The organism is Lentzea chajnantorensis (genome assembly GCF_054300775.1).
Map to the genome: position 1 here is coordinate 7589039 of NZ_JBSDZT010000002.1, position 19952 is coordinate 7608990.

18 protein-coding genes and 1 pseudogene are annotated in these 19952 nt (G+C 70.5%); 8 read left to right on the forward strand and 11 right to left on the reverse strand.

All coding sequences use genetic code 11. The annotated features are described in order from the left end of the window. Positions 1-83 precede the first annotated feature (83 nt). Positions 84-854, reverse strand: coding sequence for an IclR family transcriptional regulator (locus ACVDFE_RS36185; protein ID WP_458433617.1), 771 nt, complete (start codon positions 852-854; stop codon positions 84-86). 119 nt (positions 855-973) lie between these two features. On the opposite strand from ACVDFE_RS36185, the gene ACVDFE_RS36190 reads away from it, so the two are divergent. The 4 genes from ACVDFE_RS36190 (at position 974) to ACVDFE_RS36205 (ending at position 5396) form a co-directional block, all read left to right on the forward strand. Beyond that, positions 974-1294, forward strand: coding sequence for a bifunctional 3-phenylpropionate/cinnamic acid dioxygenase ferredoxin subunit (locus ACVDFE_RS36190; protein ID WP_360399009.1), 321 nt, complete (start codon positions 974-976; stop codon positions 1292-1294). Next, on the forward strand, positions 1291-2391 hold the full coding sequence (locus tag ACVDFE_RS36195) for an NAD(P)/FAD-dependent oxidoreductase (protein ID WP_458433618.1): 1101 nt from the start codon (positions 1291-1293) through the stop codon (positions 2389-2391). The genes ACVDFE_RS36190 and ACVDFE_RS36195 overlap by 4 nt, the downstream gene beginning before the upstream one ends. Positions 2392-2472: 81 nt before the next feature. Next, positions 2473-3930 (forward strand): aldehyde dehydrogenase family protein, encoded by a 1458-nt coding sequence (locus ACVDFE_RS36200; protein WP_458433619.1) that lies wholly within the window; start codon positions 2473-2475, stop codon positions 3928-3930. Continuing rightward, entirely contained in the window at positions 3927-5396 is a 1470-nt protein-coding gene (locus tag ACVDFE_RS36205; RefSeq protein WP_458433620.1) for a GMC family oxidoreductase, read from the forward strand. Before ACVDFE_RS36200 ends, ACVDFE_RS36205 begins: the two co-directional genes overlap by 4 nt. A 251-nt stretch (positions 5397-5647) precedes the next feature. Here ACVDFE_RS36205 and ACVDFE_RS36210 read toward each other — a convergent pair whose 3' ends face one another. The 8 genes from ACVDFE_RS36210 to ACVDFE_RS36245 all read right to left on the reverse strand — a co-directional run bounded on the left by ACVDFE_RS36210 (position 5648) and on the right by ACVDFE_RS36245 (position 13896). Then, on the reverse strand, positions 5648-7195 hold the full coding sequence (locus ACVDFE_RS36210; protein WP_458433621.1) for a helix-turn-helix domain-containing protein: 1548 nt from the start codon (positions 7193-7195) through the stop codon (positions 5648-5650). After that, a complete protein-coding gene (locus ACVDFE_RS36215; protein WP_360399024.1) occupies positions 7192-8499 on the reverse strand; it encodes an MFS transporter in 1308 nt (435 codons plus the stop codon). The genes ACVDFE_RS36210 and ACVDFE_RS36215 overlap by 4 nt, the downstream gene beginning before the upstream one ends. 10 nt (positions 8500-8509) lie before the next feature. Continuing rightward, positions 8510-9241, reverse strand: coding sequence for an SDR family NAD(P)-dependent oxidoreductase (locus ACVDFE_RS36220; protein WP_360399027.1), 732 nt, complete (start codon positions 9239-9241; stop codon positions 8510-8512). 289 nt (positions 9242-9530) lie between these two features. Next, positions 9531-10448, reverse strand: coding sequence for an LCP family protein (locus tag ACVDFE_RS36225; protein ID WP_360399030.1), 918 nt, complete (start codon positions 10446-10448; stop codon positions 9531-9533). Between the two features lie 174 nt (positions 10449-10622). Beyond that, complete coding sequence (locus ACVDFE_RS36230) at positions 10623-11009, reverse strand: DUF3037 domain-containing protein (protein ID WP_360399033.1); 387 nt, start codon at positions 11007-11009, stop codon at positions 10623-10625. Then, positions 10993-11760, reverse strand: a complete 768-nt coding sequence (locus tag ACVDFE_RS36235; protein WP_360399036.1) for a HipA family kinase — start codon at positions 11758-11760, stop codon at positions 10993-10995. Before ACVDFE_RS36235 ends, ACVDFE_RS36230 begins: the two co-directional genes overlap by 17 nt. 99 nt (positions 11761-11859) lie before the next feature. After that, positions 11860-12915, reverse strand: a complete 1056-nt coding sequence (locus tag ACVDFE_RS36240; RefSeq protein ID WP_458433622.1) for a lactonase family protein — start codon at positions 12913-12915, stop codon at positions 11860-11862. A 150-nt stretch (positions 12916-13065) separates the two neighbouring features. Then, complete coding sequence (locus ACVDFE_RS36245) at positions 13066-13896, reverse strand: PPK2 family polyphosphate kinase (protein WP_458433623.1); 831 nt, start codon at positions 13894-13896, stop codon at positions 13066-13068. A gap of 140 nt (positions 13897-14036) precedes the next feature. On the opposite strand from ACVDFE_RS36245, the pseudogene rocD reads away from it, so the two are divergent. The 4 genes and pseudogenes from rocD to ACVDFE_RS36265 all read left to right on the forward strand — a co-directional run bounded on the left by rocD (position 14037) and on the right by ACVDFE_RS36265 (position 17825). After that, positions 14037-15279: pseudogene (gene rocD, locus ACVDFE_RS36250) on the forward strand (ornithine--oxo-acid transaminase). A gap of 16 nt (positions 15280-15295) precedes the next feature. After that, entirely contained in the window at positions 15296-15850 is a 555-nt protein-coding gene (locus tag ACVDFE_RS36255) for a DinB family protein (protein WP_458433624.1), read from the forward strand. Between the two features lie 97 nt (positions 15851-15947). Continuing rightward, positions 15948-17327 carry a DUF2252 domain-containing protein gene (locus ACVDFE_RS36260; protein ID WP_458433625.1) on the forward strand — a complete coding sequence of 460 codons (1380 nt, stop codon included), beginning with the start codon at positions 15948-15950 and terminating at the stop codon, positions 17325-17327. A 69-nt stretch (positions 17328-17396) separates the two neighbouring features. Next, entirely contained in the window at positions 17397-17825 is a 429-nt protein-coding gene (locus tag ACVDFE_RS36265) for a GNAT family N-acetyltransferase (RefSeq protein WP_360399054.1), read from the forward strand. A 118-nt stretch (positions 17826-17943) separates the two neighbouring features. On the opposite strand, the gene ACVDFE_RS36270 is transcribed toward ACVDFE_RS36265, so the two are convergent. Next, positions 17944-19539: an ABC-F family ATP-binding cassette domain-containing protein gene (locus ACVDFE_RS36270; protein WP_360399057.1), complete on the reverse strand. Its 1596-nt coding sequence runs from the start codon at positions 19537-19539 to the stop codon at positions 17944-17946. Between the two features lie 78 nt (positions 19540-19617). Then, positions 19618-19869, reverse strand: coding sequence for a DUF3040 domain-containing protein (locus ACVDFE_RS36275; RefSeq protein WP_458433626.1), 252 nt, complete (start codon positions 19867-19869; stop codon positions 19618-19620). Positions 19870-19952 lie beyond the last annotated feature (83 nt).

The following is a 19952-nucleotide window of genomic DNA, read 5'->3' on the forward strand; positions in this document are numbered from 1 at the left end:
TGTGCCGGACCGTGAAAACGGGCGGCAGCGGTGCTGTTGACCTCGGTTGGCGCGGCACCCACGCCGAACGCTTACGGGCCCGCTCAGCCCGCGAAGTAGCCGAGCTGCGCCGACAGACCGGCCGCGGCCGCCGACATCGTCGGGACGATCTCCCGCACCCGGTGCCGCGACAACCGGTACGACGGCCCGGACGCGCTCATCGCCGCGACCACCTCGCCGCGGTGGCCGCGCACCGGGACCGCGACCGCGTGCAGGCCGAGCTCCAGCTCCTCGAAGCACACCGCGAACCCCTGCCGTGCGACCTCGTCGAGCTCGGCCAGCAGGCGAACGGGGTCGACCACGGTGTTCTCGGTGTAGGGGTCGAGGTCCTGCGCGGCCAGCCGCGTGCGCTCGGCCTCCGGCAGGTGGGCCAGGAGGACCTTGCCGGACGAGGTGGCGTGCAACGGGGTCCGCCGGCCGATCCAGTTCACCGCCGAGACGGCGGCGGAACCGCGGGCCTGGGTGGTGTTGATGGCGACGCCGGCGTCGTGCACGGCGATGTTCACGGTCTCGCCGAGCTCGTCGGCGAGGGCCTGGCAGACGGGCTGGCCGAGCTTGGTGAGGTCCATCCGGCCGGTGGCGGCGCCCGCGAGCCGGACCACGCCGAAGCCGATCGCGTACTTGCCGCGTTCCCCCAGTTGCTCGACCAGTCCGCGGGCCTCCAGGACGGAGACGAGCCTCGACACCGTGGACTTGTGCACGCCCAGCTCACCCGCGATCTCGGTGATCCCGGCCTCGCCCTGGGCCAGCAGCTCCAGCACGCTGATCGCCCGGTCGACGGACTGCACCTGAGCTGCCGAGTCGGAGTTGCCCATCGCGCAACAGTAACCGGGAAGCAAAACACCCGGCCGAACTCTTGACGGCGAGTCGGCGGAGCCGGACATTGTGTTGCGTCATTCGGAACGCGTTTCGCTTCACGCAACGGAGGCCGACGATGATCCGCGCCTGCGCTCTCACGGACCTGCCCCCAGGAGAGGCGGTGCGCATCGTCGGTCCTCATGCGCCGATCGCCGTCTTCAACGCCGACGGCACCCTGTACGCCATCGACGACACCTGCACCCACCAGGACGCCTCCCTCAGCGAGGGGTGGCTGGAGGGGTGCCTCGTCGAGTGCCCGCTGCACGCCGCGTCGTTCGACCTTCGCACGGGCGAGCCCACGTGTCTGCCCGCCAAACGACCGGTGAGGACCTACCCCGTTCGCGTGGAGGATGGTGAGGTCTATGTCGATGTCGAGGTGAACAGGGACGTGGCGTGAGGACGATCGCGATCATCGGTGCTTCGCTGGCCGGTCTGAGGTCGGCGCAGGCACTGCGCAGGCAGGGGTTCGACGGACGGGTCGTCGTGGTGGGTGAGGAGGTCCACCTGCCCTACGACCGGCCGCCGTTGTCGAAGGACTTCCTGCTGGGCAAGTGCGAGGCGGTGCCGCTGGCCGACCAGGAGGACCTCGACGAGCTTGACGCGCAGTGGCGGCTCGGCGTGCGGGCCACCGGGCTGTCCGCGCGCGAAGTCTCACTCAGCGACGGCACCACCGTCGCCGCCGACGGGTTCGTCATCGCCACCGGCGGTGTCGCGCGCACGATGCCGGGCACGCACGTCCTGCGCACCCTCGACGACGCGACCAGGCTGCGCGACGCGTTCGCCGGCGCGCAGCACGTCGGCATCATCGGTGCCGGGTTCATCGGCGCGGAGATCGCGTCGAGCGCCCGCGCGCTCGGCAAGGAGGTCACGGTCGTCGAGGCGCTGCCGACGCCGTTGACCCGCGTGCTGGGACCGGAGATGGGCGCCGCGTGCGGGCAGCTGCACGGCGACCACGGATCAACGTTGATCACCGGCGTCAACGTTGAGTCGGTCAACGTTGACGGCGGGATCAAGCTCGCCGACGGCCGGCTCGTCGGCGCCGACGTCGTCGTCGCGGGCATCGGAGCCCGTCCGGCGACCGACTGGCTCGCCGGCGGCCCGGTCGACCTGAACAACGGCGTCGCGTGCGACGCGGGCGGCGTGACGAACCTCCGCAACGTCGTCGCCGTCGGGGACGTCGCCAACTGCGCGGGGCACCGCGCCGAGCACTGGACGTCGGCCACCGAGCAGGCGCAGGTCGCCGTCCGCAACCTGCTCGCGGGCGAGACCGTCGCCACGCACGCCAGCGGCGGCTACGTGTGGTCGGACCAGTACGGCGTGCGGATCCAGTTCGCCGGACGAGCGACGAACGTCGTTCGCGTCGAAGACGGGTCCATCGAGGACCGGAAGTTCGTCGCGACCTACCGGGACGACCGTGACGAGGACGCGGTCGTCGGTGTCCTGGCCATGAGCAACGCCCGGCTCTTCACCCGATTCCGCCGGGATCTCCGGTAGAGACGGTTGTCACGGTTTGACCGCCGCCGGCGACCGGCAACACCCCCATGTCCTGCGTGGACAGACGAGAGGGAGGCCTCCGTGTCGCCGGTGCGGCAGATCATCAACCCCTTCGACCAGAGTGTTCTCACCGAGGTCGAGGACCAGACCCGCGAACAGGCGACCCAGGCGATCGCGAAGGCCAGAACCGCTTTCGACCACGGCGACTGGCAGCACTCGGCGCCCGAGCACCGCGCCGCCGTGCTGAACCGGGTCGCGGACCTGCTGGAGCGCGACAAGGAGGACATCGCCCGCACCGAGACCCTCGACACCGGCAAGACGCTGGTGGAGAGCCGGATCGACGTGGACGACGTCGTCTCGGTCTTCCGCTACTACGGCGGGCTGGCCGGCCTGCTGCACCCGAAGATCATCCAGGGCACGCCGGAAGACGTCATCAGCCGCGTCGACCACGAACCGGTCGGCGTGTGCGGCATGATCGCGCCCTGGAACTACCCGCTGCTGCAGATCTCCTGGAAGATCGCACCGGCGCTGCTGGCGGGCAACACGCTGGTCGCCAAACCGAGCGAGATCACCCCGCTCACCACGATCAAGCTGTTCGAGCTGCTGACCGAGGCCGGGCTGCCCGACGGTGTCGCGAACCTCGTGCTCGGCACCGGCCCCGAGGTGGGTGCCCCGCTGAGCGAGCACCCGGACGTGGACCTGATCTCGTTCACCGGCAGCCTCGCCACCGGTCAGCGGATCATGGCCGCCGCGGCGCGGACGGTGAAGAAGGTCGCGCTGGAGCTGGGCGGCAAGAACCCGAACATCGTCTTCGCGGACGCCGACCTCGACGTCGCCGTCGACTACGCGCTCACCGCCGCGTTCTTCCACGCGGGCCAGGTCTGCTCGTCCGGCACGCGGCTCATCGTGCACACCGAGGTCTACGACGACTTCGTGGACGAGGTCGCCCGCCGTGCCGACCTCGTCAAGCTGGGCAACGGCTTCGACCCCGACACCGAGTCCGGTCCCCTCGTCTCCGCCGAGCACCGCGCCAAGGTCGAGCGTTACGTCGAGATCGCGGAGCAGGAGGGCGCCACCCTGAAGGCCGGCGGCAGGCGACCGGACGAACCCGAACTGCGGAACGGTTTCTTCTTCCGCCCCACCGTCTACGCGGACTGCCGCGCGGACATGCGGCTCGTCCAGGACGAGACGTTCGGCCCGATCATCACCGCCGAGCGCTTCCAGACCGAGCAGGAGGCGATCGCGCTGGGCAACAACACCGACTACGGCCTCGCCGGCGGTGTGTGGAGCCAGGACCTCGACAAGGCGCAGCGGGTCGCCAAGAAGCTGCGCCACGGCACCATGTGGATCAACGAGTTCGGCCCCTACCTGCCGCAGGCCGAGTGGGGCGGCTTCAAGCGCTCCGGTGTCGGCCGCGAGCTCGGCACCGCCGGTCTGCACGAGTACACCGAGCCCAAGCACGTCTACCAGAACCTCAAGCCACAGGCCCAGAACTGGTTCGCACGCCGCACTCGTTCCGCGCGGGAGGACACCGAGTGACCGCGTACGACTACGTGATCGTCGGCGGCGGCACGGCGGGCTGCGTGCTCGCGGCACGGCTGACCGAGGACGAGAACGTCACCGTTGCGGTCATCGAGGGCGGTCCCTCCGACGTGGGCGACGAGAAGATCCTGAACCTGCGCAACTGGATCAACCTGCTGGAGACCGAGTACGACTACGACTACCCGACGGTCGAGCAGCCCAACGGCAACTCGCACATCCGGCACAGCCGCGCGAAGGTCCTGGGCGGGTGTTCCAGCCACAACACGCTGATCTGCTTCCGGCCGCTGCCGCAGGACCTCGACGACTGGGGCCACGGCTGGACGTGGGACGCGGTCGGCCCGTACTTCGACAGGGTCCAGCTCAACATCATCCCGGTGGCGGAGAAGGACCGGAACCCGATCGCGCGGGACTTCGTGGCCGCGGCGCGGCGGGCCACCGGTGTTCCCGAGGTCGAGGACTTCAACGCCGGGCCGTTCCAGGACGGCGTGGGTTTCTTCTCCATCGCCTACCACCCGGAGAAGGGCAACCAGCGTTCGAGCGCGTCCACGGCGTACGTGCACCCGGTCCTGGAGCGCAGGAACCTGACGCTGCTGCTCCACACGTGGGCGAGCAAGATCGAGCTCGACGGCGACCGCGCGATCGGCGTGCACACCGACAAGGGCTACGTCGAGGCGAACAAGGAGGTCCTGCTGTGCGCGGGCGCCATCGACACGCCCCGCCTGCTGATGCTCTCCGGCGTCGGTGACGCCGAGCACCTGAGCAGCATCGGCATCGAGCCGAAGCACGACCTGCCCGGTGTCGGCGAGAACCTGCTCGACCACCCCGAGTCGGTGATCGTGTGGGAGACCACGGGACCGTTGCCGGAGAACTCGGTGATGGACTCCGACGCGGGCCTGTTCATCCGCCGCGACGCCGCCGACCCGCGGCCGGACCTGATGTTCCACTTCTACCAGATCCCGTTCACCGTCCACACGGAACGCCTCGGCCACCCGGCGGTGGAGCACGGCGTGTGCATGACGCCGAACGTCCCGCGCCCGCACAGCAGGGGCCGGATGTGGTTGCGGTCCAGCGACCCGGCGGAGAAGCCCGCGCTCGACTTCGGCTACTTCACCCACCCCGACGGCTACGACGAGCAGACCCTGGTCGACGGCTTCAGGATCGCGCGGAAGATCGCCGAGCAGGAGCCGTTGAGGTCGTGGCTCAAACGGGAGATCGCCCCCGGCCCGGACGTCACGAGCGACGAGGAGCTGTCCGAGTACGGCCGCAGGGCCGCGCACACCGTCTACCACCCGGCAGGCACCTGCGCGATCGGGTCCGTTGTGGACGGTGACCTGAAGGTCATCGGCCTCGACGGCCTCCGCGTCGTCGACGCGTCCGTGTTCCCCACCATGCCGACGGTGAACCCCATGGTCACCGTCCTCATGATCGGAGAGCGGGCCGCCGACCTGATCAGGCAGGCGTAGCGGCGGTGACCGCCGAGGACCGGCTGGGTCACCTGATCGCCCTGCTGGTCACCATCGCGTCGGTCAGCTACGGCGCGGAAGGCTCCGGCGGCTACCTGCCGGCGTTCTTCGCGGCGGCATCATCGACCTCTACCAGTGCTACGGCTTCGATCCTCAGCGGTGCGCTCGTGGTCGGCCTCGGCCTGCTCTGCGTGCCGATCGCGAAGCCGTTCGGCGACTCCGACGCGGCGGCCGGTGGTGCGGTGCCGGTGTCAGCCGAGGAGGCGCAGCAGCCGCAGGGCGAGCTGCACCTCCAGCACGCGGTCCGGCGACTGCCAGTCGCCGAGCAGCGACGTGACCCGGTCGAGCCGTTGCGTGACCGTGTTGACGTGGAGGTGCAGCTCGGCCTTGGCGCGGCTCAGGCTCGCGCCGCAGCGGAAGTAGACCTCCAGCGTGTGCACCAGCTCCGTGCCGCGTTCGGTGTCGTAGTCGAGCACCGGGCCCAGCACGGACCGCACGTAGCCGGACACGTCCGCGCGTTCCCCGAGCAGCACGCCGACGAACCCGAGGTCGGCCATCGTCGCGGCGTCCTTCTCCCTGCCCAGCAACCGCAGCGCCCGCAGGCAGCGGCGGGCCTCCTCGTAGGCGGCCGCGATGGCCACCGGTCCCGCGACCGGCCCGGACGCGCCGACCGTGGCTCCCAGTGCCCGCGCGACCTCCTGGGCGACCGCCGTCGACCCGGACGGCAGCGCCAGCACCACGTCCCGGTCCCGCGACCCCGCCAGTCCTCTGTGGACCGATGCGTAGTGCGTGGCGGCGCCCAGGTTCCCGTCCGCCACGAGCACGACGTGCGGGTCGGTCAGCTCGACGCCGACCCGGCGTGCCCGCGCCAGCAGCCCCGCCGGGTCGCGCCCGTCGAGGAGGTCGGTGATCAGCTCGCCGCGGACCTTGTTCTCCGCCTCCGCCACGGTCCTGCGCAGCAGCAACAGCAACGCCGTCACGACCGCCGACCGTTCGAACAGCCGCCGGTCGGCGTCCGACAGCTCTGGCCGCCCGGACAGGGTGACCCCGCCGAGCAGCTCCGAACCCGCGAGCACCGCGCACACCCACACGCCGTCGATCCGCACCGCACGGCCGTTGGCGCGCACCGCGGGCGTCGGCGCGGTCTCCAGGACCTCCACCGCACCGCCCAGCAGCTCCCCCACCGCGGCGGCCACGTCGGCGGCGGAACCACCGCGCAGCACCAAGTCCGTGAGCCGGTCGTGCGCCTCCTCCGCGCGTTTCATCGCGGCGTTGTTGGCCTGGATGGTCTCGAACAGCGACGCCGTGTCGATCGCGATGGCCGCGTGGTCGGCCAGCGACTGCAGCAGCGAGACCTCCTCCGGCGGGAACTCCCGCGCGGTCCGGTCGGCCGCGTAGAGCACGCCGATGACCTTCGAACCGAGCTTCAGCGGCACGCCCAGGATCGCCACCAGGCCCTCGTCGCGCACCGCCGAGTCGATCGGGCCGGTGTGGTTGAACCGGGCGTCGCCGAAGTAGTCGGGCGTGACGTAGGGCTGGGCGGTCTGCGCCACGAGCCCGCCCAGGCCCTCGCCGAGGCCGAGCCGGACCTGCTGGAAGAGCGGCGAGACCGACCCGTCCGTCACCCGCATGTAGGTGCCGGCCGGGTCGTTCATCGACAGGTACGACAGGTCGGTGCCGAGCAGCGTGCGCGCCCTCCGCACGATCGAGCGGAGGACCGCGTCCGGCTCGCGCATGCCCGCGAGCTCGGACGCGGTGTCGAACAACGCCGCCAGTTCGGCTTCACGCCGTCGTGTCACACCCCAACCCTGTCACGTTCCTCCAGGTCCGCACCACGGGTCTCCTTCGCGAAGACGATCGCGACCACGGTGATCACGCAGGTGAGGACCACGTAGACGGCGATGGGGAACGACGACCCGTACGCCTGCAGCAGCGCGGTCGCGATCAACGGGGCCAGCGCGCCGGCCGCGATCGAGGCGAGCTGGTAGCCGACCGATGCACCCGAGTAGCGCACCCGCGTGCCGAACAGCTCCGAGAAGAACGCCGCCTGCGGCCCGTACATCGCGCCGTGCAGCACGAGTCCGACGGTCGTGGCGAGGGTGATCAGCACCGGGTCCCTGGTGTCGAGCAGCGCGAAGAACGCGAAGATCCACCCGGCCATGCCGACCGTGCCGACGAGGTAGACCGGCTTCCGCCCGAACCGGTCGGAGAGGTGGCCCCACACCGGGATCGTCACCAGGTGCACCGCCGAGGCGACCAGCACCGCGTTGAGACCGACCGACTTCGACAGCCCGAGGCCGGTGACGACGTAGACGAGGATGAACGCCGTGATCACGTAGTACGACACGTTCTCGGCGAACCGCGCGCCCATCGCGATCAGCACCTCGCGCCAGTTGTGCTTGAGCAGCTCCAGCGCGGGCGCCTTCTCCTCGGCCGGCCCCTTCGCCTTCGTCTCCTGTGCCGCCTTCTCCTGGGCGGCCAGGAAGATCGGCGACTCCGACACGGTGAGCCGAATCCACAGACCGATCACCACGAGCACACCGGAGAGCAGGAACGGGATGCGCCAGCCCCACGCGAGGAAGTCCGCGTCCGACTGCACCGCCGCGAGGACCGCGAGCACCGCCGTCGCGAGCAGGTTGCCGCACGGCACACCGGCCTGCGGCCACGACGCCCAGAACCCGCGCCGCTGCGGATCACCGTGCTCGGACACGATGAGCACGGCCCCGCCCCACTCGCCGCCGAGCGCGAAGCCCTGCACCAGCCGCAGGAACGTCAGCAGCAACGGCGCCAGGACGCCCACCGACGCGTACGTGGGCAGCACGCCCATCAGCATCGTCGCGCCACCCATCAGCAGCAACGACAGCACCAGCAGCTTCTTGCGCCCCAGCCGGTCGCCGTAGTGGCCGAACACCAGCCCGCCCAGCGGCCGTGCGAGGAAGCCGATCGCGTACGTGGTGAAGGCGAGCAGCGTGCCGGTCAGCGGATCGGCGGTCGGGAAGAAGAGCTTGTTGAACACCAGGGCGGCGGCCGACCCGTAGAGGAAGAAGTCGTACCACTCCACCGTTGTCCCGATGAGTGAGGCCCCAACCACTTTCTTGATCATCGACAACTCCTCATTGAGCAGTCCAGCCGCCGTCGACGGCCAACGACGTACCGGTCACAAAACTGTTGTCGCACAACCACAGCACGGCTGCCGCCACCTCGTCGGGCTCGATCAGCCGCTTGACTGCGCTGCGCTTGAGGAAGACCTGCTCCGCGACGTCGGCCGCGGGGATGCCGTGCACCCGCGCCTGGTCGGCGATCTGCTTCTCCACCAACGGGGTCCGCACGTAGCCGGGTGCCACGCAGTTGGAGGTCACGCCGTGCGGCGCGCCCTCGATCGCGGCGACCTTGGAGAAGCCCTCCAGGCCGTGCTTCGCCGCCACGTAGGCGGACTTGAACGCCGACGCCCGCAGCCCGTGCACGCTGGAGACGTGGACCAGCCGTCCCCAGCCGCGGTCGTACATGTGCGGCAGGACGTGCCGGGTGAGCCGGAACGCGGCACCGAGCATGAGTTCCAGCATCGCCGAGAAGCGGTCGGCGGGGAACTCGTGGATGGGGGCGACGTGCTGCACGCCGGCGTTGTTGACGAGGACGTCGACCTCGGCGGGCAAAGCGCCGACGTCACCGGTCAGGTCGAGGACGTGCCCGACACCGCCGATCTCCTCGGCGAGCGGCAGCACGCCGGGGTCGACGTCGACCAGGTGGACTTTCGCGCCGTCAGACGACAGGGCGCGGGCGCAGGCCAGGCCGATGCCGCTGGCGGCTCCGGTGACCAGTGCGGTGTGGCCCGTGACACTCGACATGGCCGGAAACGGTAGGCGTGACCGGTCGTGACCGACATGTGGCGGCTCCACATATTGCCTGGTCGCAAGGTAGATTTAGCCACCATTTAGCGAGATTCGGGCATATGTCGCGAGAACGCCGGGTACAGGGGCGTAAGCTCCCGTCACCTGAACGGGGGAAGATCAGAACGAGGGGGCTACCACCATGTCTTTGACACCCATATACGACGACCTCCTGCGCGAGCTCGAAGAGATCGCACAGGAGGCCGGTCTGACCGGTTCGGAGCCCGTCCCCGAACCCGCCGAGTGACTACTTCGGGACAGCGATCAGGTCAGCGGGAACCGGCTGGTCCTTGCTGATCAGGTCGAACAGCTGGGACGCCTGCTCCTTGTTCCACTGCACGACCGAACCCGCACCGGGCACCGTCGGGGTGCCCGCGATCGGCACCGTCCCGCTCTGCGCCTCGCCCATGTTGAGGGCGACGCTCGCGAGGTGCCACACGTGGTCGTCCTCGTTGACCGACACCGCACCGGACGCCGCGTTGAGCAGCGGAACGACGCGGAACGGGTTCGCGAGGGTGGCAGGGCTCTGCACCTTCTCGAACAGCGCCGACAGGAACTTGCGCTGGTTCTGCACGCGCTGCAGGTCCGCGGTCGCGAACGCACGGGTCCGCACGAACCCGAGCGCCTGCGGCCCGTCGAGCTCCTGGCAGCCGGCGGGCAGGTCGATGCCGGCCAGCGGGTCCTTGATCGGCTCGTCGATGCAGATGTCGACGCCGCCGACCGCGTCGACCATGTCGGAGAACCCGCCGAAGCCGATCTCCATGTAGTGGTCGATCCGCACGCCCGTCGCACCCTCGACGGTCCGCACGAGCAGCTGCGGCCCACCGAACGCGAACGCCGCGTTGATCTTGTTGCGCCCGTTCTCCGGGATGGGGACGTAGGAGTCGCGCGGCAACGACAGCAGCGTCGGCTTGGCCGCGCTGTTGTCCGGCAGGTGCAGCATCATGATGGTGTCGGTGCGCCGGCCCGCCGCGTCACCGGTCGCGAGAGCGTCCTTCTGCTCCTGCGACAGGCCTTCCCGCGCGTCGGAACCGACGAGCAGCCACGTGGTGCCCGGCGTCTCGGCCGGCCGCCCCTCGTAGTCCGGCAGCGCGTCGATGCGCTTGAGGGTCGAGTCGACGTAGAAGAAGAACCCGACTGCGGCCAGCAGCAAGACCAGCAGCACGACGAGGATGGTGCGTCCGGGACGCTTCCTCTTCCTCGGTCGCCCCTGCGGCATGGGACGCCGCTGCTGCTGATAGCCCTGGTGGTACCCAGCGCTCATGTGTCGCCAACCCCGATCGCATCAGTTTCGCTTTGCACCTAGGGACGCGGTGCGCCCGTTCAGGTTGCGACGAACCTACCGGGGCGGCAGCACGAGCGCTTCGAAGAGGCGGGTGACCTCAGCCGACGGGTCGTCGGTCCAGCCCGTGTGCGCGGGCGAGGTCTGCACGACGGTGCTGCGCGGCGCCGTGAGCCAACGGAACCGCTGCCCGATCGTCGTCCGGCTCACCGGTCCCGCGTCCGGCGTGCCGTCGCACGAGCTCGCCAGGTGGGCCAGGCTGCTGCCGAGCGTCTCGAGGTCGAGCGCCGGGTCGAGCGCCCGGAGCCGGTCACCGTCCACATGGGTCTTGGCGCACAGGAAGTCCAGCGCGGCGCAGTAGACGATCACGCCGACGTTCACGAACTCGCCCCGCTCCTGCCGCGGCACCGCCCGCAGCAGCGCGTACTCAAACACGTGCGGCACGCGCGGCCTCCAGCGAGTCGACCCAGCCGCGGTGGGCGAGGCGGAAGGTGAAGAAGTCCTTGTAGCGCCGCCTGAGTTCCTGCGGGTCACCCTCCAGCCACTCGTCGGGCACGAGCGCGAGCACCTCGTCGAGCAGCTCCGGCGTGATCTTCGCGGCGAACTCCGCGTCCACTTCGGACAGAGCACCGGCGTTGGGCAGCATGGCGTGGTCGGAGGCGTCGTAGCGGAACTCCTTGGTGGCGGGCCTGTCCTCGCTCCAGGAGTAGTGGAAGTACAGGCTCGCGCCGTGGTCGATGAGCCACGGTTCCCGGTGCCACAGCAGCATGTTCGGGTTGCGCCAGCTGCGGTCGACGTTGAGGGTGAGCGCGTCGAACCACAGCAGCCGGGTCGCGAGCTCCACACCGGGGTCGCGCACCACCGGGTTGAAGTCGAACGAGCCGGGCAGGTAGTCGAAGCCGAGGTTGAGCCCGCCGCTGGCGCGCAGCAGCTCCTGGACCTCCTGGTCCGGTTCCGCGCGGGCCAGCTCGGGGTCGAGGTGCACGAGCACGATCTCCGGCACCCGGAACCCCAGCCGCCGCGCCAGCTCGCCGACGACCACCTCGGCGACGAGCACCTTCACGCCCTGCCCCGCGCCGCGGAACTTCACCACGTACATGCCCAGGTCATCGGCCTCGACCAGCCCCGGCATGGAACCGCCCTCGCGGAACGGCGTCACGTACCGGGTGGCCGTGACCTCCCTCAGAGAACTCACCCGCGCATGATCACACGAACACCCGCGCGGAGCCGAGCGGGATTCCGCTCCGGCTCGGCCGGCCGCGGTGGCGGGGGACGCCACCGCGGCGAGCGGGCGTCACCCCAGTCGCGCGGGCAGCACGCAGACCGGGATCGGGGTCTGCAGCGCGGTTCCGGACGGGGTCAGCTTGCCGGTCGCGCCGTCCACGGCGAACGACGTGACCGTGTTCGAGTTCTGGTTGGCGGCGAACAGGAACCGCCCGCTCGGGTCGGTGGTGATGTGCCGCGGGTACCTGCCGCCGACCGGCGTGGTGCCGACCAGGGACAGCTCGGAGCCGCTCACCGCGAACTGCGCGACGCTGTCGTGGCCGCGGTTGGACAGGTAGACGAACCTGCCGTCGCCGGAGACCAGGACCTCGGCCGGGTAGTTGCGCGCCCCGCCCGCCGGTGCGGTCTGCAGGACCTGGCCGGGCGTGAGCCGCCCGTCGGCGTAGCCGCACGACACGATGGTCGAGTCGAGCTCGTTGGCCACGTAGGCGACCTTGCCGTTCGGGTGGAACGCCAGGTGCCGCGGTCCGGCGCCGGGCTTGAGCTTCGCCGTCGCGACCCTGGTGAGCTTCCCGGCCGCCAGCGAGTAGGTGAACACGGCGTCCGCGCCCAGGTCGACGGCCAGCGCGTACCGGCCGGCCGGGTCGAACAGGACCTGGTGGGCGTGCGGGCCCTGCTGGCGGTCCGGGTCGGGGCCGGAGCCGGTGTGCCGCACCAGCTGCGACCGCGCGCCGATGCCGCCGTCGGAGCGCAGCGGGAACACGCTGAGCGTGCCCGACGAGTAGTCGGCGGTGATCAGGTACCGGCCCGACGGGTCCAGCGTCAGGTGGCACGGGTCGGCGCCACCGGTCGCGACCTTGTTGACCACCTTCAGCGAGGTGGCGTCGATCGCGGTGACCTCGCCGTTGCTCGTCTCGTTGACCGCGTAGAGGAAGCGGCCGTCGCGCGACTCGATGACGAACGAGGGGTTCACCACGCCCTTGATGACACCGGTCTGCCGCAGCTGCCCCGAGGCGGTGTCGTAGGTGCCGATGCCGATGCCCTGGGCGCCACCGCTCCACGTCGTGTACGCCCCGAAGAAGACTCTCCGCGTGGTGGCAGCCGCCTCGGCGGTTCCTCCGGTCATCAGCAGTCCCGCTCCCACGCCCATGGCTCCGAGAAATCGTCGCCGGTCCACACCCACGTCCGCACCTCCGGTTCGATCTCAACGGCGGCGGCGCAGCCCACAGTGGCCCAGATCGATACAGTCCGGCAATAGGTGCAACAAAGATTGCGCCTACCGCAACGGGTCGGCGGAGATCAGCCGGGCCTTCTCGGCCGCGAGGTCGTAGGCGGGCTGCGGGAACTTCGGGTCCATCTCGCGCAGCGTCTCCAGCAGCAGCCGGCTCACCGCCCAGTTCCGGTACCACTTGCGGTCGGCGGGCACCGCGTACCAGGGCGTCGCCGAGCAGGCCCGCAACGCCGCCGTGTACGCCTCCTGGTACTTCGACCACTTGGACCGCACGTCGATGTCGGCCGGGTTGTACTTCCAGTTCTTGCGCGGGTCGTCCAGCCGTGCGAGCAGCCGCTCCTTCTGCACCTCCGGCGAGATGTGCAGGAAGCACTTGATGAGCGTGGTTCCGCTCTCGGCGAGCTCGGCCTCGAAGTCGTTGATCTCGCTGTACCGCTTGCGCAGCTCCGCCGCCGTCAGCAGCTTCTCCACCTTCGGCACCAGCACGTCCTCGTAGTGCGAGCGGTCGAACGCGCCGATGCGGCCCTTCTCCGGCAGCGCCTTGCGGACCCGTGTCAGGAAGTGCTGGCGGCGTTCGGCCGGGGTCGGCTTCTTGAACGACGCGATCCGCACGCCCTGCGGGTTCACCAGGCCGACGACGTGGCTGACGACCCCGCCCTTGCCCGAGGTGTCCATGCCCTGCAGCACCAGCAGGACCGCACGGGAGTCCTCCGCGTAGAGCGCCTCCTGCAAGCTGTCCAGCTCGGTCCCGGTGGCGGCGAGGTCCTCGGCCGCCTCCTTCTTGTTCGCCGGCCCGATCGGCCGACCGGCCGGGTCGAGGGTGGAGAGGTCCACCTCGTCGAGTCGCAGGGCCGCACGAACCGACTTCTTCGCCATCAGTCGACCGTAGCGATTCACCGCCCAGTCCGCTCGTCATGCAAAGATCACCCACCGATCGGTGGATCTACGCAACATTTGACGGCTCCCCGCAACGCTTCGCGGCTGAAATCGCCTGTCCGGCACCCTAGCCTTGGAGGATGACCGCCATCGCCGACCACCACACCAGGGGAACCATGAACCTGGCCAGCGCTGATTACGTCGCACTCGACGAGGAGTGGAGCACGCACAACTACCACCCGCTGCCGGTGGTCATCTCGCACGGCGAGGGGGCGTGGGTCACCGACGTCGAGGGGCGCCGTTACCTCGACTTCCTGTCCGGCTACTCGTCGCTGAACTTCGGCCACCGCCACCCCGACCTGGTGGCCGCCGCCGTCGAGCAGCTCGGCCGCGTGACGCTCACCAGCCGCGCGTTCCACCACGACCAGTTCGGCCTGTTCTGCCGCGAGCTTCGCCCAGCTCACCGGCACCGAGCTGGTCCTCGCGATGAACTCCGGCGCGGAGGCCGTCGAGTCCGCGATCAAGGTGGCGCGCAAGTGGGCCTACCGGGTCAAGGGCGTGCCCGAGGGCACCGCCGAGATCATCGTGGCCGGCTCGAACTTCCACGGCCGCACCACGACGATCGTGTCGTTCTCCACCGACGACACCGCGCGCAACGACTTCGGTCCGTTCACGCCGGGCTTCAAGGTCGTCAAGTACGGCAACCTCGACGAGGTCGAGTCCGCGATCTCCGAGCGCACCGCCGCCGTGCTGATCGAGCCGATCCAGGGCGAGGCCGGCGTCGTCGTGCCGCCCGCCGGGTACCTCGCGGGCATCCGCCGCCTGTGCGACGAGCACGACGTGCTGATGATCGCCGACGAGATCCAGTCCGGTCTCGGCCGCACCGGTGAGCTGTTCGCGCTCGACCACGAGGGTGTGCGCGCCGACCTCTACACGCTGGGCAAGGCGCTGGGCGGCGGCATCCTGCCGGTGTCCGCGGTGGTCGGGTCGAAGACGGTGCTGGGTGTGCTCAAGCCCGGCGAGCACGGCTCCACGTTCGGCGGCAACCCGCTCGCCTGCGCCGTCGGCCGCGCGGTGGTGCGGCTGCTGGCCACCGGCGAGTTCCAGGAGCGGTCCCGCGAGCTGGGCGGGTACCTGCACGCCGAGCTCGGCAAGCTGGTGGGCCACGGCGTCGCCGAGGTGCGCGGGCGCGGCCTGTGGGCCGGTGTCGAGATCGCGCCCGGCGGCCCGGTCGGCCGTGCGGCGTCCGAGGCGCTCTCCGCGCGGGGCGTGCTGTGCAAGGAGACCCACGCGTCCACGTTGCGCGTCGCGCCGCCGCTGGTGATCACGCGGGACGAGATCGACCTCGGTGTGCGGGCGATCGCGGCGGTCGTCGCACCGTAGCTGGCACCCTGGCGGGGTGATCGACGACTTCGCGAAGCAGTACCTGCACGAGGACCTCCGGGAGATCCGTGAGGTGATGGTGCGCAAGCTCGACGGGCTGTCCGAGTACGACGCCCGCCGGCCGCTGACCACGACGGGCACGAACCTGCTCGGCCTGGTCAAGCACCTGACCCTCACGGAGTCCCGCTACTTCGGCGAGGTCTTCGGCCGTCGGTGTCCGTGGCCGGTGGCCCGCTGGGACGACCCGGCGGTGCGCGGCACCGACCTGTGGGCGACCGAGCACGAGACGCGCGCGGAGATCGTCGAGGGCTATCGGCGCGCCTGGGAGCACTCGGACGCGACGATCGCCGCGCTGCCGGTCGACGCGCCCGGCCACGTCCCGTGGTGGCCGCGCCCGGACGTGCTGTTGTTCAACGTCCTCGTCCACGTGCTCACCGAGACCAACCGGCACGCCGGGCACGCCGACGTCCTGCGCGAGCAGCTCGACGGCACGGTCGAGGTCACGGGCAGGGACGCGGCGTTCTGGGAGCGGCGGAGGGCGGAGATCGACCGCGCCGCGCGCAACGCGTGACGGTTCGTGCCCGTCTGGGCGAATCGACTCAGGGCCGTAGGTCACAAATGCTGCGGACCAGGCACACCGTCCACCCGGCCGATGCATCATGGCTCGCATGGGTGAACGGGTGCGGGCTCGGGCTGCCGCCGCGCTGGGCCGGTGGGTCGAGCCGGAGGAGGTCTACGCGCGAGGCCGCGCGTTGCGGTCCACTGTGGACTTCAAGGCGCACAGGGCCGTCTCGCTGGCCGCGCGGCGCCCCTCGGTAGAGGAGTTCCTGCACGCGAGCAACCAGGGCCGGCTGGAGCACCTGGTCCCGTTGCGGATCGGGCGGATGCTGGCCAACCCGTTCGCGTTCTTCCGCGGCGCGGCCGGCCTGCAGGCGGGCGACCTGGCCGCCGGGGTCTCGACCGGTGTGCACGCCCAGCTGTGCGGTGACGCGCACGCGGCGAACTTCGGCCTCTACGGCACGCCCGAGGGCCAGATCGTCATGGACGTCAACGACTTCGACGAGACGCTGCCGGGCCCGTGGGAGTGGGACCTCAAGCGGCTCGTCACGTCGCTGGTGCTCGCCGGGCGCACCGGCGGCGTGTCCGACAAGGGGTGCCGTGACGCCGCCGAGGACGCCGTCAGCGCCTACCGCTCGGTGATCGCGCACCTGGCGGAGGTCCCGTTCATGGAATCGTGGACCGCACTGGGCGACGAGTCGACGCTGTCGAAGGTCAAGGCCGACGACCTGATCAACGACTTCTCCAAGGCAGCGCAGAAGTCGCGCAAGAACACCAGTGCCCGGTTCGCCGCGAGGTGGACCGCGCACGACGGCGAGCGGTGGCGGTTCGTCACGAACCCGCCGACCTTCACCTCCGTCACGCAGCGCACCGCCGACGCGGTGGTCGCCGCACTGCCGTCCTACGTGGACACCCTGCGCGAGTCCCGGACCAACCTGATCATGCGCTATGGCGTGTCGGACGTGGCGTTCCGGGTCGTCGGCACCGGCAGCGTCGGCCTGCGCAACTACCTGGTCCTGTTGCACGGCAACGGGGACGAGGCGCTCGTGCTGCAGTGCAAGGAGGCCAGGCCGTCGGCGCTGCAGCCGTTCCTGGACGTCGAGCCGGCCAAGCACGAGGGCAAGCGGATCGTGCACGGCGCGCGGCTGGTGCAGGCCGAGACCGACATCCTGCTGGGCTGGACGACGATCGAGGGCCGGCCGTTCATCGTGCGGCAGTTCCGCAACCGCAAGGGCGAGATCGACGCGACCACGCTCAAGCGCGACGACCTCGACGACTACGGCCGGTTCGCGGGCGCGCTGCTGGCCCGCGCGCACACCCGCTCGGTCGACCCGCGGCTGCTCGCGGGCTACTTCCGCAACGGCGGCGGCGAGGACCTCGACGAGGCGTTCGCGAAGTACGCGTTCGACTACGCCGACCGGACCGAGGCCGACCACGCCGAGCTCGCGGCGCTGGTCAAGAACGGGAAGCTGCCCGCGCACGTCGAGTGACCGCGCGGGCCGACACGCCAGCGGATCCGCCGCACCGAGGCGGGTGGGAAGAATGTTTAGCCTGGTCACATGAAGATCCGCCGCGCCGCCTCCCCCGACGACGTGTCCGCCGCAGCGCACCTGTTCGACACGCCGCCGCTGCCGGACGCGACGGCGCGGTTCCTCGCCCAGGACCACCACCACCTGCTGATCGCCTACGTCGGCGAGCGGCCGGCCGGGTTCGTGTCCGGTGTGGAGACCACGCACCCGGACAAGGGCACCGAGATGTTCCTCTACGAGCTGGGCGTGGACGAGGCGTTCCTGCGCCGCGGCATCGGCACGGCGCTGGTCGAGGCGCTGCGCACGCTGGCGGCGGAACGGGGCTGCTACGCGATGTGGACCGGCACCGCCACCGGCGACACGGCGGCGCAGGCCACCTACCGCAAGGCCGGCGGGCTGGTCGGCGACGGCGCGCTCGTCGCCTGGAACCTGCCGTTCACCGTTCCACCGGAGGCCTGACCCCGCCCGCGGCCCTGGTTCGGCAGATGGCGAACATGTCGGTGGTGGTCAGCGGCGATTTGATCATGTGTTGGTGGTACTTGCAGATGCCTGGCCAGGGAGGACGAGAGGCGGGGGCTCAGGTCCAGACCGGCTCGTCCACTTCGGACACGCGGCCGTCCGCGCGGAAGTGCAGGAACCGGTCGAACGACCGCGCGAACCACCGGTCGTGCGTCACCGCGACGACGGTGCCCTCGAAGTCGGCGAGCGCGTCCTGCAACGCCTCCGCGGAGGCGAGGTCGAGGTTGTCGGTCGGCTCGTCGAGCAGCAGCAGCGTCGCACCGGACAGCTCCAGCAGCAGGATCTGGAACCGGGCCTGCTGGCCGCCGGACAGGTGCTCGAACCGCTGGTCGCCCGCCTGGTGCAGGCCGTAGCGCTGCAGCACCGACATCGCGGCACCCCGGTCGCGGCCGGCGCGCTGGCCGTCGCCGTGCCAGAGGATGTCCACGAGCGTGCGGCCGAGCCACTCCGGGTGCTCGTGCGTCTGCGCGAACAGACCCGGCACAACGCGCGCGCCGAGCTTCCACGCGCCTGTGGTGCGCACGTCGTCACCGCCGAGCAGGCGCAGGAAGTGGCTCTTGCCCGAGCCGTTGGAACCCAGCACCGCCACCCGGTCGCCGAAGAAGATCTCCTGCGAGAACGGCTTCATCAGCCCGGTCAGCTCCAGCTGCTCGCACGTGATCGCGCGGACACCGGTGCGGCCGCCACGGAGCCGCGGCGCGACCTTCTCGTCCTGCGGGACCTCCGGTGGCGGTCCGGCGTCCTCGAACCGTTGCAGCCGTGCGGCCATCACGCGGTACTTCGGCGCCATCGACTCGTAGTACTTCGCCTGCTGCTGCAGTGAGCGCACGAGCTCCTTGAGGCGTTCGTGCTCCTCGTTCCAGCGGCGGTGGTCCTCCAGCAGCTTCTCGATGCGCCGCGCGCGGGCGTCGTGCCAGGTCGCGAACGAACCGGGGTGCGTCCACGCCGAGTGCGCCTCGACGGTCACGACGTGCGTGGCGGCGTTCGCGAGCAGCTCGCGGTCGTGGCTCACGACCAGCACGGCCTTGTCGGTGGCGCGCAGGCGGTCCTCCAGCCAGCGCTTGCCGGGCACGTCGAGGTAGTTGTCCGGCTCGTCGAGCAGGAGCACCTGTTCGTGGCCGCGCAGCAACGCCTCCAGCACCAGCCGCTTCTGCTCGCCACCCGACAGCGTGCGCACCTCGCGGAACCGGGCGCGGTCGAACGGCAGGCCGAGCGCCGCCACCGTCACGGTGTCCCAGAGCACCTCGACGTCGTACCCGCCGGCCTCGCCGTAGTCGGTGAGCGCGGTCGCGTACCGCATCTGCGCGGCCTCGTCGTCGGTGTCCATCAACGCGAGCTCGGCGTCGTCGAGCTCCTTCGCGGCCGCGCGCAACGGCTGCGGCGCCACGGCCAGCAGCAGGTCCCTGACCAGGGTGTCGTCGCGCACCGAGCCGATGAACTGCGGCATCACCGCGAGCCCGCCCTGCACGTGCACGCTGCCCTGCTTCGGCGTCAGCTCGCCGGACAGGATGCGCTGCAGCGTCGTCTTGCCGACCCCGTTCGCCCCCACCAGCGCGACGACGGTCCCGCCGCTCACCTTGAACGAGACGTCGCGGAACAGCTCCCGGCCGTCGGGGAGTGCGTACGCCAGCCCGTTCGCTTCCAGATAACCCACGCCGAGATGGTCACGGCAGCAGGGGTCTGGGCGCCACCGAGTTTCGGACAGCCTCTGCGCTGAGCAATATATTGGATATCAGCGGATGCGTATTGGATGCCGGTGCCACACGAGCACGCCGGCGGTCACCAGCAGGCACTGGAACGCCGGCCCGAACGCGGAGATCGTCAGGCACAGCACGGTCAACCCGCCGAACACGACCAGCAGGAGCCAGAACAGCCACGGCCGCGCGGACCGCGAGCTGGTCATGGCGCGGGCCAGACCGGGTTCTTCGGTGCGGAGCCGCTGCTCGATCTCGTCGAGGGAGCGGCGTTCGGCTTCGCTCAGCATCGGGGCCTCCGGGGAGACGTCGGGACGTCATCATTCCCACTCGTCCACCAGGGGATACTCGAAGAACACCGGACTCAAACTCG

Bases quoted from the DNA above. Each gene is read 5' to 3' on its own strand.
- ACVDFE_RS36185 (WP_458433617.1), bottom strand. From the start codon at position 854: ATGGGCAACTCCGACTCGGCAGCTCAGGTGCAGTCCGTCGACCGGGCG.
- ACVDFE_RS36190 (WP_360399009.1), top strand. From the start codon at position 974: ATGATCCGCGCCTGCGCTCTCACGGACCTGCCCCCAGGAGAGGCGGTG.
- ACVDFE_RS36215 (WP_360399024.1), bottom strand. From the start codon at position 8,499: ATGATCAAGAAAGTGGTTGGGGCCTCACTCATCGGGACAACGGTGGAG.
- ACVDFE_RS36220 (WP_360399027.1), bottom strand. From the start codon at position 9,241: ATGTCGAGTGTCACGGGCCACACCGCACTGGTCACCGGAGCCGCCAGC.
- ACVDFE_RS36240 (WP_458433622.1), bottom strand. From the start codon at position 12,915: ATGACCGGAGGAACCGCCGAGGCGGCTGCCACCACGCGGAGAGTCTTC.
- ACVDFE_RS36245 (WP_458433623.1), bottom strand. From the start codon at position 13,896: ATGGCGAAGAAGTCGGTTCGTGCGGCCCTGCGACTCGACGAGGTGGAC.
- ACVDFE_RS36260 (WP_458433625.1), top strand. From the start codon at position 15,948: ATGGGTGAACGGGTGCGGGCTCGGGCTGCCGCCGCGCTGGGCCGGTGG.
- ACVDFE_RS36265 (WP_360399054.1), top strand. From the start codon at position 17,397: ATGAAGATCCGCCGCGCCGCCTCCCCCGACGACGTGTCCGCCGCAGCG.
- ACVDFE_RS36275 (WP_458433626.1), bottom strand. From the start codon at position 19,869: ATGCTGAGCGAAGCCGAACGCCGCTCCCTCGACGAGATCGAGCAGCGG.